The organism is Rhodocytophaga aerolata (assembly GCF_030503435.1).
GTDB lineage: Bacteria > Bacteroidota > Bacteroidia > Cytophagales > 172606-1 > Rhodocytophaga > Rhodocytophaga aerolata.
The window spans coordinates 167,262-181,693 of record NZ_JAUKPO010000002.1 but is presented as its reverse complement, the minus strand read 5'-3'; the positions used below and the strand labels follow the sequence as shown (position 1 = coordinate 181,693).

Below are 14,432 nucleotides of genomic sequence, written 5' to 3'. Positions count from 1 at the left end.
ATTCGCTACATGCCACATTCTTTTTCTTCCCGCAAGCGGAACCAGTACATACAACAAATGCAAGCCAGCGTACTCGATGTGCTGGTGATTGGCGGAGGGATTACCGGAGCAGGTATTGCTCTGGATGCGCAAAGCAGAGGTTTGCAAACAGGCTTACTCGAAATGCAGGATTTTGCTGCCGGTACTTCCAGCCGTTCTACTAAACTGGTGCATGGCGGATTGCGGTATTTGAAACAGTTTGAGTTTGGCCTGGTGGCCGAAGTAGGCCGCGAACGGGCAATTGTGTATGAAAACGGCCCGCACGTAACCAGAGCTGAGCCTATGTTATTGCCCTTAGTAAAAAATGGTAGTTTAGGCAAATTAGGCGCCTCTATTGGCCTCAGTGTATATGATTTGCTGGCAGGTGTAAAAAGCAGTGAGAGGCGTAAAATGTTATCAGCGCAGGAGACCTTGCAGCGGGAGCCCTTATTGCGGCCAGATATTCTGCAAGCCGGAGCATATTATTTTGAATACCGCACCGACGATGCCCGCCTAACTATTGAGATTTTGAAAGAAGCCGTTCAACAGGGAGCGGTTGCCTTAAATTACGTTAAGGTAATTGGGTTTATCTACAATGCACAAAAACGAATAACCGGCGTACAGGCAGAAGACCGCTTAACAGGTAAAACCTATGAGATTAATGCTAAAAAGGTAGTAAATGCTACTGGTCCATGGGTAGATACCCTGGATAGCAAAGATGATCCATCAAAAGGCGATAAATTGCATATTACCAAAGGGGTACATATTGTACTGGATCATGCCAAACTCCCGATCAGGCAGGCCATCTATTTTGATGCGCCAGACAAGCGGATGGTGTTCGCCATTCCCAGAGAAGGCAAAACCTATGTAGGTACAACAGATACTACGTACAAAGGCGAAATGGAACACCCACTAATGACCGAAGAGGATAAAACGTATCTGATAAACGCTATCCGGTATATGTTTCCTGACACCAAAGTACAGGCTTCCGACATTGAGTCTAATTGGGTTGGCCTGCGTCCGTTGATCCGGCAGCCCGGCAAAGGACCTACAGAAATTTCCCGGAAAGATGAGATTTTTCAATATGCATCTGGCCTGATTACCATTGCCGGAGGTAAACTAACCGGCTACCGTAAAATGGCTGAACGTGTGGTCAATATTCTGTCGGAGCAGTTCAGCAAGGATGAAGGAAAAACAGTACCTGCTTGCCAGACAGCCAAGATTCCTGTATCTGGCGGCAACGTGGGAGGCGCAGCAAAGTTCAGAGAGTTTGTGAACCAGAAAACGCAACAAGGAATAAGCCTTGGTTTGTCTGAGAAATATGCCAGAAAGTGGTCAGAAATGTATGGCGCAAATGTGGAACAACTGTTTTCCCGGCTAAAAGATAGTACTGGCGAAACAAACACCTTTGGCCTTCCTCCAGAATTAGTAGTGCAGTTACAATACAGCCTGGAAGAAGAACTGACGGCCACACCCACCGATTTTTTTATCCGCCGTACTGGTGCTTTATATTTTAATATAGATTGGGTACGCCAGTGGCAGGAGGGCGTAGTGGCATATATGGCAAATTATTTCGGCTGGGATATCAAAACTACAGAAATACACTCTCAGACCTTGCAATCCCGATTAGCGGAAGCTGGTGGATTGGTAGTAGCCTAATAAGTTGCTTTTTGTATTCATAGTTTTAAATCACGTATACTACAGAAAATTATAGGTGATACAACTTTTAAGCTATTTATATGAACTCACAGCCACTGATAGATCAGCTAACGCAACTGTTGACCCAAGGGAATGCACATGTAACTTTTGAAGAATCGATAAAAGGTTTACCGGCAGAGCAGAGAGGTTTAAAGCCTCATAAAATGCCCTATAGTATCTGGCAGCTGGTAGAACATATCCGCATTGCCCAATGGGATATCCTGAAGTTTTCTGAAGGACCAGATCACCAATCGCCGAAATGGCCCGACGAATACTGGCCGGAGGCAGATTCTCCTTCAAGTGAAGCTGCATGGAAACATTCCTTGCAGCAGATACAAGCCGACAAACAAGCTTTTATTCAACTCTTACAGGCCCGGAAAGCTCAATTGCTGGAGCCTTTTGCGTATGGAAACGGGCAAAATTTATTCCGGGAAGCTCTTCTGATTGCAGACCATACCAGCTACCATACCGGGCAGATTATCCTTATGCGGCGGCTGCTGGGTAGTTGGTAGGGAGAAGAAGAAACTATCGTGCTAGTGCTAAGCATAGCTATTCATCCCTTACGGTAAGTAGCATCAATCATGTAGCATTTACGTATAGAGAATGACAATACGTTGATTTGTCTATGTCGCATTCCAATTTTTATATTGTAGGGGTAGGCGCATCTGCAGGTGGCTACCAGGCTATATGGGAGTTTTTTTCGAATATTCCACCAGATTCTGGGGCTGCCTTTGTCATTGTGCAGCATTTAAACAGAGAGTACCGGAGTATTGCCGATAAATTATTAGCTAAACATACATCCCTTTCCATTTACTGGGCACAGCACAACCAGCCTGTAGAAATGAATGCTGTATACATCCTGCCTGAAAACAAAGTAATTACCATTCGTAACCGGCATTTGTACCTGCGAAAACGATTGCCGGATGAGAAGATTAATCTTACGGTGGATATATTTTTTGAGTCTCTGGCTAGGGATGTGAAAGAGAAGGCCGTAGGAATCATTATGTCAGGCCTGGGGTCGGATGGGGCCCATGGTGTGCAAGCGATTCACCACTATGGCGGGCATGTCATGGTACAGGAACCCAACTCTACCGTATTCAACAGCATGCCTAAAATGGCTATCAATGCCGATAGTCCGGATTTTATTTTGCCACCAGCGAGCCTAGCTAATGCTTTAGTGAAGTGTATTGGGATAAATATTAATAGTTGAGACCAACGTTGGCCCTACTCACCGGAAGATCAAACGTTTGCTACGCAAACAGATGGGTGGATACATCGGGAGTCAATAAGGAAGCATATTCCGCTTCTTTCCGCTTCATCTCTTCCTGTGTGGCTACTAGTTCCTCCATATTCTGGCGCATTTCTTCTTCCTGAGACCTTAATTCTTCTGCCTGCTGCTGCGATTCTTGTAGCAATTTTTGTGTACGTGCGGTAGTCTTCACAGCAGCAATAGTTGAAGCAATACTTTCGGCTAGTTTTTCGACAAAAGCAATTTCATAGGCTTCAAATTTATTGAATGAAGCTAATTCCAGCACACCTTCTACCTTATCCTGCACTTTTAAGGGCACAATCAGCAGGCAGGTAGGATTGGCTTCTCCCAGGCCAGAGGTTATTTGCAAATAACCGGCAGGTATTTCGGTGAGGAGAAGGGTATCTTTTTCCAGATATGCCTGGCCCAATAAGCCTTCGCCAATAGGTATCGTCTTTTCTACAAACTTTTTACGGTTGTAGGCATAGCAGGCCAGTAATTCTAATTCAGGCAGTTGCCCGTCTTTCTCCTGCACGATAAATAAGCCACCCTGGTTTGCTTGCAGGTATTTTACTAAGCCCGACATAATTTTTTCTGCCAGCAATGAAAGATCAGTAGTAGAACGCAGTATTTCTGCAAATTTTGCCTGCCCTTCACTTGCCCAGCTACGTTTACGGTCTTCTTCGGCAGCTATTTTCAGGTTGTTATTCATCTTAAGTAATGCATTACCCAGGGTATCGGCTTCGCTCAGCGGTGTAAATACTGCATTAAAATTTCCCTTTCCAACTTCATCAGCAAATGCAGACGTGCGTTTTAGGCCATCTGCCAGACTACTAACTGCGGTAGCCATTTGAGTCAGTTCATCGTTTCCGGTCATAGCCAGATCAACATTCCGTATATCACCTTTGCTAAGCTTGCTAATGATATCTCTGAGCTGGTAAACCCGGCTTACAATATTACCTGAGATTAGTTTGGACGCAAACCAGGCAATCAGCAGAAAAGTAATATCTATGAAAAGTAGTTCTTTCGTAAAGAAATAAGCCAATGACAAGCTTGCTTTGGGAATAACCGTTACGCATTGCCAGTGTTTGCCAGCATAGGTATAGGCACCTGTAGAAGCAAAAGTTCCTGAAGCATATTCTTTCCCCTGAAGAAAATCAGGTAGCAGAGCTGTTGTAGCTAGTTGATGGCTTAAACTGTCTAACACAAGGGACTGGTTCAGCACTACCCGTTCATCAGAAGCATCTATGATCTTTCCCTGCTGATTGACTAACAGTATTTCGCTGCCAGCTTCACTTGCCTGTAATGCCTGCAAAGCCTCCTGTCTTATTCCCTGGGTAACCTCCTTCCAACTGGCAAAATTATACCAAACGCCTACTGTCTGGCCACTGTCGTTTTTGATGGGTGCGGCAAAGGCCATACCCCAACCGTTACTTCGGTGAATAGCAGCAACATGTGGGTTTACCTGAAAGTCAGAGTACCAGGCACCTCCCTTGGGCCCTTCAGCCGACATACAGGCTACATACCATGCTTCCGTAGAAAAATCTTTACCCAGCAATACATCTGTAGCAAGTGAATTACCTGCTTTGTCTTGTGTATTGGCGGCTATGACTTTGCCTTCCCGGTTGACAACCAACATCAGGTCGTAGAGTACATAATAGGCCGTCATGGTATTAATAAACTTTTGCGACTGCGGGGAAACACTATCGGTTGATGCCATTTCAATGGCCAGCTGGTTGGCAGCATAGGCCTGCACATCGCCAAACCGTTCATAGAAATTCCGGTCTACTTTCTCCATTACACTTCTGGAAACTTGTATAGCCGTAGCCGCCTTTAGCTGATTTTCATTAGCAGCCAGATTCAGCCCGGAATAAATGGTAATCGTTAGTATAAGTAAGAAGGGTACTGCCAGAAAAGCTACCCTGAGTTTAGTAACCAGTGAAAGATTTACTACCTGCATAGTTTGTAAAAATGAACGATCAAAAAACGAGGTAAAAGTATAGAACGCCCATTGCAGCCGGATGTATGGAAATTGATCTACACCTGTTTGGATTAGGGCAACTTCTGAAAATAATATACCCCTTGATGTTGTACAAAATGGCGCAGTGTGGCTAAAAAGGGATGAGGTAATATTGCCTATAGAAAAGACGCTGCATCAAAAAAAATATTATTCCTACCAATAAAGGCAGTTAAACAACCAAACACAAAATGAGTTATACCCTTGTAGGAGTAGGAAAACAGGCTGTTTTGAAAAGGTAACCGCCCCTCTCCATTGCGTTTCTTACATACGTACCATAATCAGTGATATACTTTCTGCCAGATTATTTCCGGTACTATGGAAGGCGTCGCAAAAAATTATGTTAAAAAACTACTAAATTATCCTTAAATATTTTAATTTAGACTGCCATCAACCATCTGTTGCCCATGAAAGAGTGTATCGTGATTATACCCACCTACAATGAGATAGAGAATATTGAGAAAATTATACTCAAAATATTTGATCTACCTGTGCAATTTCATGTGCTGATTATTGATGATGGCTCTCCGGATGGTACGGCTGATAAAGTGAAACAATTGCAGCAACATTATCCGGATCAATTATTTTTACTGGAAAGGCAAGGCAAACAAGGGTTAGGCACCGCATACATTCAAGGCTTTAAATATGCCTTAGTTAATGGGTATCAGTATGTTTTTGAAATGGATGCTGATTTTTCGCACAAGCCAAAAGATCTGCTGAAGCTATACAATGCCTGTGCTAAGGATGGCTATGATGTATCTATAGGTTCCAGATATGTACGGGGTGTAAATGTGGTAAACTGGCCCATGAACCGCGTACTAATGTCGTATTTTGCCAGCCGCTATGTACGGTTTATTACAGGCATGCCCATTTACGATACTACTGCCGGATTTAAGTGTTACCGGAGTAAAGTATTGGCTAGTATAGATCTGGATAAAATTAAATTTGTAGGCTATGCTTTTCAGATAGAGATGAAATTTACCGTCTGGAAATATGGCTTCCGGATAAAAGAAGTGCCGATAATCTTCACCGACCGCACCCGCGGGCAGTCTAAAATGTCGAAGAAAATTTTCAACGAAGCCATTTTTGGTGTGTTGAAGATGAAAGCCAGCAGCTTTTTCAAGAATTACGCCACGGAAACTAATTTTATTCCCAGAGTAAGCCAGCTGGAAAAATCCTTAGGATAAGTGTATTAGCCATTAGCTGAAACTTGAGAGTTTCTAACATTATTTTAGTATTTGGTGGCTAAAAGCTAATCAAACCGCAGGGCTTGTACTGGCTGAATACGGGAAATGATGACCGTGGGAATAATCAGTACCAGAGATACCATAAGCAATACAGCCAGGTTTAGCAACACAATCAGGCTCCAGTCCCAGTCTATAGGAACCGTACTCATGTAATAGGCTTCTACATCCAGGGGAATTAATTTAAAGTAATACTGAAGGGCACAAAACCCAATGCCAATCAGATTTCCCCAGATCAAGCCTTTGAGTACCAGACGTACACCCCCCCACAAAAATATTTGCCTTACCTGCTTATGCGTAGCTCCTACCGCTTTCAATATACCAATCATCTGGGTACGCTCCATAATAAGGATGAGTAAAATAGCCACCATATTAAAGCAGGCGACAAACAGAATAAGCGCCAGAAAAATAGCTACATTCCGGTTCAGCAGCGAAAGCCAGTCGAATATCTGAATATATTTATCTGTGATTTTTTCTACCTGCATGTCATAGTCCATCAGGTCGAATACTTTTTCTGCGCCTTCGTCTATATTTCTGAAATCAGTCAGGTAGATTTCATAGCCGCCTACCAGCGTATCGCTCCAATCGTTCAACCGTTGAATCAGCCGGATGTCTCCTATCACAATGCTTTCGTCAAACTCCTCCATGCCGGTTTCATAAATTCCGCTAACAGTCAGTTTCCGTACCCGTGGCCGGCTCTGCATATTCTGAATAAAATACAAAAGTACACTTTCATCAATATCCAGCTTGAGTTGAGTGGCAATTTTACGGCTGATTACTATTTCACTGGAATAGGTTGTATCCGGAAAGGAAATAAAAGTTCCCTTTACCATATTCTGCCGGAAGGCAGGCAGGTTAAAATCCTTTCCCACGCCTTTTAATATCACACCGGAAAGTTCTTCATCCGTTTTTAGTAACCCGGCTTTGTGGCTGTATACCTGAATGTGGCTTATTTCTGGTATTTGCTGGTATGCAGTATAAAGTTCGGTATTGGTAGAAATAGGATTTTCGTCGAAAGAACGGTTCATGTGGAAGCGGCTCACCTGCAAGTGGGCGCCGAAGCTAAATATTTTATTGCGGATAACTGTTTTAAAGCCTCCCAAAATAGCAAAGGAAACAATCATTACGGCAATACCAATGGCAATGCCCGCAATTCCGATCTGGTTAACGGTAGAAGAAAACGACTTGCCCTGGGTGTGTTGGATACGCCGGGCAATAAATAAAGAGATATTCAATGCAATGAGCCTATTTGCGAATGTGCCAAGTAACTAATTAATTTGCTAAACGGCAAATGAGAAATACAATAGAAAAAAGTAAAATTCACCACATTAACGCAAAATTTGCCCAATTGTTATGGCATAATTTGTGATGGCGTACCTGTTCTTGTTTCCATTTCCCATTTACGGACTATTACTTATTTTTTATACATGCGGTTAGTTTATCTTCTTGTTATTTTTTTGCTCGGCAGTTGCACTCAGTCTAGCTCCTCGCAGACGGTTTCCGGGCAACCCTCTTCCCAGCCCGCGGCTACACCAGTGGCTACGGCTCCTATAGCTACATCAGCAGAAGAACTGACGATTGGTGCTGCACAAATTTCTCAATACTTGCCTCACCTAAGCGGAAAACGGGTTGGAATGGTTGTTAATCACACCTCACTGGTGGGTAATACGCATCTGGTAGATACCTTGCTGAGCCTGCAGGTACCAGTGAAAAAAATATTTGCTCCGGAACATGGCTTCCGGGGCGATGCCGATGCTGGTGAACATGTAAGCAGTGGGGTAGATAAAAAAACCAATCTGCCGCTTATATCTTTGTATGGTTCTAACAAGAAGCCTACAGCAGAACAACTGGCTGACCTGGATGTGGTCGTTTTTGATATTCAGGATGTGGGCACAAGGTTTTATACCTATATCAGCACGATGCATTATGTGATGGAGGCTTGTGCAGAAAATAATAAAAAACTACTTATTCTGGATAGACCCAATCCACATGGAAGTTATTTTGATGGCCCGGTACTCAAGCCTGCTTTTAAATCTTTTGTAGGAATGCACCCTATTCCTGTTGTACATGGCCTTACCGTAGGCGAACTAGCCAACATGATTAACGGACAAAAGTGGCTGGCAAATGGGGTACAATGCGATGTAACAGTCATTAAAAATAAAAACTACACGCACCACACCCCTTATACCTTACCGGTCCGGCCTTCGCCTAACTTAAGCAACCAGCAGGCCATCCGGTTGTATCCGTCTCTTTGCTTGTTTGAGGGTACGGTTATCAGTGTAGGCAGAGGCACAGACTTCCCTTTCCAGATGATTGGCTCGCCTAACCCAGCGAATGGGTCGTTTACCTTTACACCCAAAAGTGTTCCTGGAGCCAAGAATCCGCCTTACCTGAATCAGCTATGTTACGGTCTTGATTTGCGGGAAGATACCCTAAGCCATTTCTCGTTAAAATACCTGATTGATTTTTACCAGAAAGCTGCCAACAAAGACAAGTTTTTTAATAGTTTTTTCGAAAAACTAGCCGGAAACGATCAGTTGCGTAATCAGATTAAATCCGGTATGACGGAAGCGCAGATCCGGGAAACCTGGAAAGAGGATTTAACTGCCTATAAAGCTTTGCGTAAACAATACTTGCTCTATGCCGAGTAAGTCCATTAGAATGTAAATGCTGGAATATACCGGCCATCAATATCTGTGAAATTATATTCTTTAGCCAGATCGCCGGTTGCCAGGGCTTTTCCAGTTTTTTGTAGCAGCTGTGCATCCGTTGCCAGTGCAACCACAGCCCGGCCTACATATCTGGGAGAATGGGTAGTAGCTAGTTCTTCCAGGTTATTATTTCGGGTCAAAATCTGTTCTACTCTTTCGGTGCGGGTATGGCCAGGATACAACGATAAGGCGGCTACTTTGTATTCCTTCAGTTCCTGCGCCATGGCAAAAGCCAGACGGTCTTCCGCTTTTTTACAGGTGTCGTACATTACATTGCCCAGGTATTTATCTCCTACCCCAATAGATATGTTAATGATCAGGCCACTTTGCTGAACGATCATTAGAGGTGCTGCATAATAGCTTGCCGTGAAGTGTGCCCGCAACCCAGACACAAACATACGGTCCCAGTATTTAAGGTCTTGTTCCCAGAAAGGCTTTGAAAAAATGCTGCCTTCATGTTCTTCATAGCCTCCCCAGACATTATTTACCAGAATATCCAGCCTGCCATATTCTGCACGAATAAAATCGAATAAGGCTTTTACCTGGTTGTCATCCGTATGATCGCAGGGAAAAGCTATGCCCTTGCCTCCAGCCGCGGTTACCAGATTGGCTGTATCTTCTATCGTACCCGGCTTATCAGCATCAGTGGGGCTAGCTTTGGTAGAACGGCCAGTAATGAGTACGGTAGCGCCTGCTATGCCTAATTCATGGGCGATACCTTTTCCTATACCCCGGCTTGCTCCGGTAACCAAAGCAATTTTGCCGGCTAACCTATTGTTATTTTCCATATAAGTAGTTTGTATGTATTTTGCTGCAAAGAAACAAGTAAGAAAGGGTATTGGATAGTAAAATTTAGACAGTGGCTTATTGAATATAATACTCAACAAGGTGTACGAATAGTTTTTAGTTTAACAGAATCTGTACTATAGGTATGTGCAAGCAAACAGAAAGTATTTACCAGGTATATAGGCCCAGTGCTGACTTAGCTCATCTGGTAAATTATTACTTCTTGTATGAGAATACAACCCAGGCTTTGGCCGAGGAGTTTGCTTTGTCTGATGGAAATCCGGGTATAAGTTTTGCCTTGCACCAGCCTTATGCTCTCAAATCAGCCGATCAAAAATATGTATTTGCCTCAACAGCTTTTATCTGTGGTGCTTTTACCAAAGGGTTGTATGCCGGGAATAGTCCAGTTGCACAGAAAATGTTTGGGGTAAAGTTTACGATAGATGGGTTATATTATTTGCTGCAAGAACCCATGAATGGGTTGAACCTGCAACCAGTGTGGAATGCAGAAATAGTAGTCGGGAACAAGGTGTCTGCCCTAACTGAGCAAATCAGAGAGGCAACCGATAGTTTCCAGAGAATACACCTACTGGAAACTTTTCTGAGAAAATATAGCAGGACCTCTGAAGCACCAGACAGAAAGTTCAGGCAGGCAGTACGACTAATCCGGCAGACTAACGGACAGCAGCACATTGATGAAATAGCCCGGAAGGTATCTGTTAATTACAAATGGCTGGAAAGAAAATTCATGCACTATACTGGTACTTCGCCCAAGGAGTTTTCCAGGCTAACCCGCTTTATTCATACCTATTTTCATTATAAAAAAGTGGGCATTACCGACTTACTGGACGTAGCTATTGCTAATGGCTATTATGACCAGACTCACTTTATTAAAGAATTTAAGCATTTTACAGGCTATACGCCCACACAACTTCAGCAGGCCCCCATCTATGATCTGGCAAGTATAATGGAGCCGCTGAGTAAAGTAACTAACTGAATGATAAAGACATTATTCATTCAGTTAGCATATCTGTTAGTTATTCCCGTTGACGGTGTAGCGTATAGGCCATCGTGCCCACTCTGTACCAGTAATAGCCATAGCCCTCTATGTGCAGGTGATGTATGCCTTTTTCATCCGAGTTGCTTTGCTGTTCGTCCATCAGATGGTAAATGGTTTGTCCTTTGTCAGCTATGGGCTTTACCTGCACCGCTTGTGCATCGGAACTGAAGTTATGCATTGTGAGAATACAGTTTCCCCGCCACTCATATTGTATGGCTAATACATGTGGCGAGCCGGTTTCCAGAATTTCCCATTTGCCCCAGCCTATCTCTGGGCATTCTTTGCGTAGCCTGATTATTTTTGCCGTCCAGTTAAGAAAAGATTCCGGATCGCGCCGTTGGGCGGCTACGTTTATTTTCTTATACCCATATTCTCCTTCGCTGATCACTGGATGTACTGTTTTTTTGTTGACCGAAAAACCTCCTTGCTCTTCGTCTGACCACTGCATAGGCGTACGGATGGCTTCACGTTCGGGAAGGGAAAGATCATCGCCCATGGCTAGTTCATCCCCATAGCGGATAACCGGCGTACCAGGCAACGAAAATATCAGGCTATTGGCCATTTCTAGTTGCTGGCGGTTTTGCAGCATGGGTGCCAGCCTCCGCCTGATTCCCCGTTCATACAATTGCATGTCTTTTTCGGGAGCAAATTTGGCGAAAACCTCCTGCCGTTGTTTTTCTGTTAGCCTGCCTAAGTCCAGTTCATCATGGTTACGCAGGAACTGCGCCCATTGGGCAGTTGCAGGTAATTCTTTGGTTTCGTTCAGGGCTTTAACTAAATGCTTTATTTTCGTGCTGGCCAGTGCATAAAACAGAAACTGGTTTACATAAAAGTTAAACATCATATGAATACCCTGGCCTATATCGCCAAAATAGGGAATGGTTTCTTTAGGTAATACATTGGCTTCGCCTAGTAGAATGCCATCGCCCTTGCGCCACTGTAAAAATTTCCGCATCTCATGCAGATACTCAAATGCCTGTTCTTGTTCTCCTCCGTCTTTGTCTGGTGTTTCAATAATAAAAGGTACGGCATCCAGCCGGAAGCCCGCCACACCCATTTGCAGCCAGTACCCCATTATCCGCTTTATCTCATTTCTTACGTGTGGGTTGTTCGTATTTAAGTCAGGCTGAAACTCATAAAACCGGTGAAAATAATACTCTCCAGCCTTTTTATTCAGCGTCCAGGTAGCTTCTTGTACACCAGGAAAAACTACTCCATCTTTCCAGTTATCGGGCCTTTTCTTTGCCCATACATACCAGTCCCTGTAAAAGGAATCCGGGCTTTTAACAGCTTCCTGAAACCAGCGGTGCTGATCGGAAGTATGATTGACTACCATGTCTATGATTATCCGGATGCCACGTTTGTGGGCCTCATGAATAAACTCTACAAACTCGCCACTGGACCCGTGTCGTGGATCTACTCCATAATAATCCGAAATATCATAGCCATTATCTTTGTTGGGAGTTGGCTGAAAAGGAGCCAGCCAAAGGACAGTCACACCCAGAGAATGCAGATAGTCCAGTTGCCGCACAAGGCCTTCAAAATCGCCGATGCCATCTCCATTAGCATCCATAAATGTTTCCAGATCTAAGCTGTAGATAATAGCATTCTTGTACCAGAGGTCTTCAATCATAGGAGTAGCCGAATAAGGGTTAGGTGTATACGATGTGTGCTGACAGCCTGCTTTGTTTAGGCATTACGTGAGCAATGGCTGCAACACCAACATATACGGTTGTGGCAGAGAGCAGGTTATAAGCTAGTCGTGTAAACTTGTCATTTTTAATGGCTGTTCTTGCACAGCTAGCTATTCAGATAAACTATAGTTTAATTTGAGTTTCTGCTGATTATTTTTTATCCTTACCCATGCAATTCGGACAATCTACCCATCTTACCTATTGTACCAATATCCACCCCGGAGAAACCTGGGAAGATGTATTTCATACGTTAAAAATGTTTTTGCTGCCGCTGAAAAGCCGTTTGTCACCCAGCAAACCCATGGGCGTAGGATTAAGGCTGTCAGACCAGGCAAGCCGCACATTAGTGGAAGACAATAATCTGGCGCTATTTAAACAGTGGCTGGATACCCATGAGCTATATGTGTTTACCATGAATGGTTTTCCCTATGGTGGATTTCACCGGCAGGTAGTAAAAGATGCCGTATATGCACCCGACTGGCGTACCGAAGAAAGAGTAGCCTATACGATCCGTTTATGTCACATTCTGGCGTATCTGTTACCGGAAGGAATGGAAGGAGGAATTTCAACCGTTCCTGTTTCATACAAACCATGGTTTAAATCGGAAAATGCCCGTAAAGAAGCTTTTGAAAAAGGAGCTATGCACCTAACAAGAGTAGTAGAAGAACTCACCGCCATAGGTATTGCTACAGGTAAATTCATCCATATTGATATAGAACCAGAACCAGACTGCTTGCTGGAGAACACAGCCGAGATGGTCAATTTTTATACACATTCTCTCTTGCCAATTGGGAGTGGCTATCTCATGCAAAAGCTGGGTATAAAATCTACCAAGGCAGAAGATATTATCCGTAGACATATTCAAGTATGCTATGATGTTTGCCATTTTGCAGTGGAATATGAGAGTCCCGCATATGTATTTAACGAGTTTGCTAAGGCCGGAATTAAAATTGGTAAAATTCAGATAAGTGCCGCCCTCAAAGCCATGCTTCCCGTAGAAGCTGAACGCCGGAAAAAGATAGCCCAGAGGTTTGAGTCGCTGGCCGAATCTACCTATCTGCACCAGGTAGTAGCCCGCAAAGGAGATGGTACCTTTGTACAGTTTCCTGACTTGCCGCAGGCATTAGCGCATATCAACGATTATGAAATGGCCGAGTGGCGTACACATTTTCATGTGCCAGTATTTGTCAGCGACTTTCAGGATCTGCAATCTACCCAGGAAGATATTGTGGAGGTGCTCCGCCTGAATAATCAGCAGCCAGTAACCTCTCATCTGGAGGTAGAAACCTATACATGGGAAGTGTTGCCGAAAGCTATTAAAGTAGATTTGCTCTCTTCAATAGGCCGGGAAATGGAATGGGTAATCGCACAGATGGGAAGTACGAAATAAATGCGTCCACAGGAAACTATAAATTACTTAATTAAGGATTAATGTAAAGATAATTCCCTGTATGGTTGGTAAACTGGCATCTGGCATTCATCCTTTTCGGTTGCTAGCCGGTTAGCCCTTCTATATTATACTGCGCCAAGGCTTTCTTCAGCTTTTCATCTGATAAAGGTTTTTCCAGGTAGCCGCTTACCTTATACTTTTTAGCTTTTTCTACATCCCGTAAGTTGGTAGAGGTGGTAAGCAAAATAATAAATATAGGTTCTTGCCTGTTGAACTGAAGTTTTTCATACTCATCTAAAAACTCAAACCCGTCCATCACAGGCATGTTAATGTCTAGCAAAATCAAGTCAGGGCACTGGTAGCCATTATTTCCTTTGGCAGGTACACAATGGTTTTGCATAAATTCCAGAGCCGCCTTTCCATCCCGTACACTGTAAACCTGACTTGTAAAATTCATATCCTGTATGATCATTTCTGTAAGATAATTGCTGGCGAAGTCATCGTCTACAAGTAATACACACTCAATTTTCTGCATAATTAGATTGCGGCTTAACTCTTAAAACGC

At 43.6% G+C, this 14,432-nt stretch carries 12 protein-coding genes; 7 read left to right on the top strand and 5 right to left on the bottom strand.

From position 1 onward, the window contains the following. Nucleotides 1-9: 9 nt before the first annotated feature. The 3 genes from Q0590_RS05190 to Q0590_RS05180 all read left to right on the top strand — a co-directional run bounded on the left by Q0590_RS05190 (nt 10) and on the right by Q0590_RS05180 (nt 2,926). A complete protein-coding gene (locus tag Q0590_RS05190; RefSeq protein WP_302036433.1) occupies nt 10-1,677 on the top strand; it encodes a glycerol-3-phosphate dehydrogenase/oxidase in 1,668 nt (555 codons plus the stop codon). 80 nt (nt 1,678-1,757) lie between these two features. Further along, nucleotides 1,758-2,228: a DinB family protein gene (locus tag Q0590_RS05185; protein ID WP_302036432.1), complete on the top strand. Its 471-nt coding sequence runs from the start codon at nt 1,758-1,760 to the stop codon at nt 2,226-2,228. 113 nt (nt 2,229-2,341) lie between these two features. Then, complete coding sequence (locus Q0590_RS05180) at nt 2,342-2,926, top strand: chemotaxis protein CheB (protein WP_302036431.1); 585 nt, start codon at nt 2,342-2,344, stop codon at nt 2,924-2,926. A 40-nt stretch (nt 2,927-2,966) separates the two neighbouring features. Here Q0590_RS05180 and Q0590_RS05175 read toward each other — a convergent pair whose 3' ends face one another. Further along, nucleotides 2,967-4,925: a GAF domain-containing protein gene (locus Q0590_RS05175; RefSeq protein WP_302036430.1), complete on the bottom strand. Its 1,959-nt coding sequence runs from the start codon at nt 4,923-4,925 to the stop codon at nt 2,967-2,969. Nucleotides 4,926-5,389: 464 nt separating this feature from the next. Between Q0590_RS05175 and Q0590_RS05170 the strand changes: the two genes are divergently transcribed. Further along, a complete protein-coding gene (locus Q0590_RS05170; RefSeq protein WP_302036429.1) occupies nt 5,390-6,169 on the top strand; it encodes a polyprenol monophosphomannose synthase in 780 nt (259 codons plus the stop codon). Nucleotides 6,170-6,234: 65 nt separating this feature from the next. On the opposite strand, the gene Q0590_RS05165 is transcribed toward Q0590_RS05170, so the two are convergent. Further along, nucleotides 6,235-7,461: an ABC transporter permease gene (locus Q0590_RS05165; RefSeq protein ID WP_302036428.1), complete on the bottom strand. Its 1,227-nt coding sequence runs from the start codon at nt 7,459-7,461 to the stop codon at nt 6,235-6,237. 192 nt (nt 7,462-7,653) lie between these two features. Between Q0590_RS05165 and Q0590_RS05160 the strand changes: the two genes are divergently transcribed. Then, on the top strand, nt 7,654-8,877 hold the full coding sequence (locus Q0590_RS05160; RefSeq protein ID WP_302036427.1) for an exo-beta-N-acetylmuramidase NamZ family protein: 1,224 nt from the start codon (nt 7,654-7,656) through the stop codon (nt 8,875-8,877). A 5-nt stretch (nt 8,878-8,882) separates the two neighbouring features. Here Q0590_RS05160 and Q0590_RS05155 read toward each other — a convergent pair whose 3' ends face one another. Further along, entirely contained in the window at nt 8,883-9,725 is an 843-nt protein-coding gene (locus Q0590_RS05155; RefSeq protein WP_302036426.1) for an SDR family NAD(P)-dependent oxidoreductase, read from the bottom strand. Between the two features lie 143 nt (nt 9,726-9,868). Between Q0590_RS05155 and Q0590_RS05150 the strand changes: the two genes are divergently transcribed. Further along, entirely contained in the window at nt 9,869-10,720 is an 852-nt protein-coding gene (locus Q0590_RS05150) for a helix-turn-helix domain-containing protein (protein WP_302036425.1), read from the top strand. Between the two features lie 40 nt (nt 10,721-10,760). Here the strand turns inward: Q0590_RS05150 and Q0590_RS05145 are convergent, their stop codons facing one another. Continuing rightward, nucleotides 10,761-12,416 (bottom strand): alpha-amylase family protein, encoded by a 1,656-nt coding sequence (locus Q0590_RS05145; protein WP_302036424.1) that lies wholly within the window; start codon nt 12,414-12,416, stop codon nt 10,761-10,763. 230 nt (nt 12,417-12,646) lie between these two features. On the opposite strand from Q0590_RS05145, the gene eboE reads away from it, so the two are divergent. Then, nucleotides 12,647-13,867, top strand: a complete 1,221-nt coding sequence (gene eboE / locus Q0590_RS05140) for a metabolite traffic protein EboE (RefSeq protein ID WP_302036423.1) — start codon at nt 12,647-12,649, stop codon at nt 13,865-13,867. A gap of 103 nt (nt 13,868-13,970) precedes the next feature. Here the strand turns inward: eboE and Q0590_RS05135 are convergent, their stop codons facing one another. Continuing rightward, nucleotides 13,971-14,402: a response regulator gene (locus tag Q0590_RS05135; protein WP_302036422.1), complete on the bottom strand. Its 432-nt coding sequence runs from the start codon at nt 14,400-14,402 to the stop codon at nt 13,971-13,973. Nucleotides 14,403-14,432: the final 30 nt, after the last annotated feature.

Bases quoted from the DNA above. Each gene is read 5' to 3' on its own strand.
- Q0590_RS05190 (WP_302036433.1), top strand. From the start codon at position 10: ATGCCACATTCTTTTTCTTCCCGCAAGCGGAACCAGTACATACAACAA.
- Q0590_RS05185 (WP_302036432.1), top strand. From the start codon at position 1,758: ATGAACTCACAGCCACTGATAGATCAGCTAACGCAACTGTTGACCCAA.
- Q0590_RS05180 (WP_302036431.1), top strand. From the start codon at position 2,342: ATGTCGCATTCCAATTTTTATATTGTAGGGGTAGGCGCATCTGCAGGT.
- Q0590_RS05175 (WP_302036430.1), bottom strand. From the start codon at position 4,925: ATGCAGGTAGTAAATCTTTCACTGGTTACTAAACTCAGGGTAGCTTTT.
- Q0590_RS05170 (WP_302036429.1), top strand. From the start codon at position 5,390: ATGAAAGAGTGTATCGTGATTATACCCACCTACAATGAGATAGAGAAT.
- Q0590_RS05160 (WP_302036427.1), top strand. From the start codon at position 7,654: ATGCGGTTAGTTTATCTTCTTGTTATTTTTTTGCTCGGCAGTTGCACT.
- Q0590_RS05155 (WP_302036426.1), bottom strand. From the start codon at position 9,725: ATGGAAAATAACAATAGGTTAGCCGGCAAAATTGCTTTGGTTACCGGA.
- Q0590_RS05150 (WP_302036425.1), top strand. From the start codon at position 9,869: ATGTGCAAGCAAACAGAAAGTATTTACCAGGTATATAGGCCCAGTGCT.
- Q0590_RS05145 (WP_302036424.1), bottom strand. From the start codon at position 12,416: ATGATTGAAGACCTCTGGTACAAGAATGCTATTATCTACAGCTTAGAT.
- eboE (WP_302036423.1), top strand. From the start codon at position 12,647: ATGCAATTCGGACAATCTACCCATCTTACCTATTGTACCAATATCCAC.
- Q0590_RS05135 (WP_302036422.1), bottom strand. From the start codon at position 14,402: ATGCAGAAAATTGAGTGTGTATTACTTGTAGACGATGACTTCGCCAGC.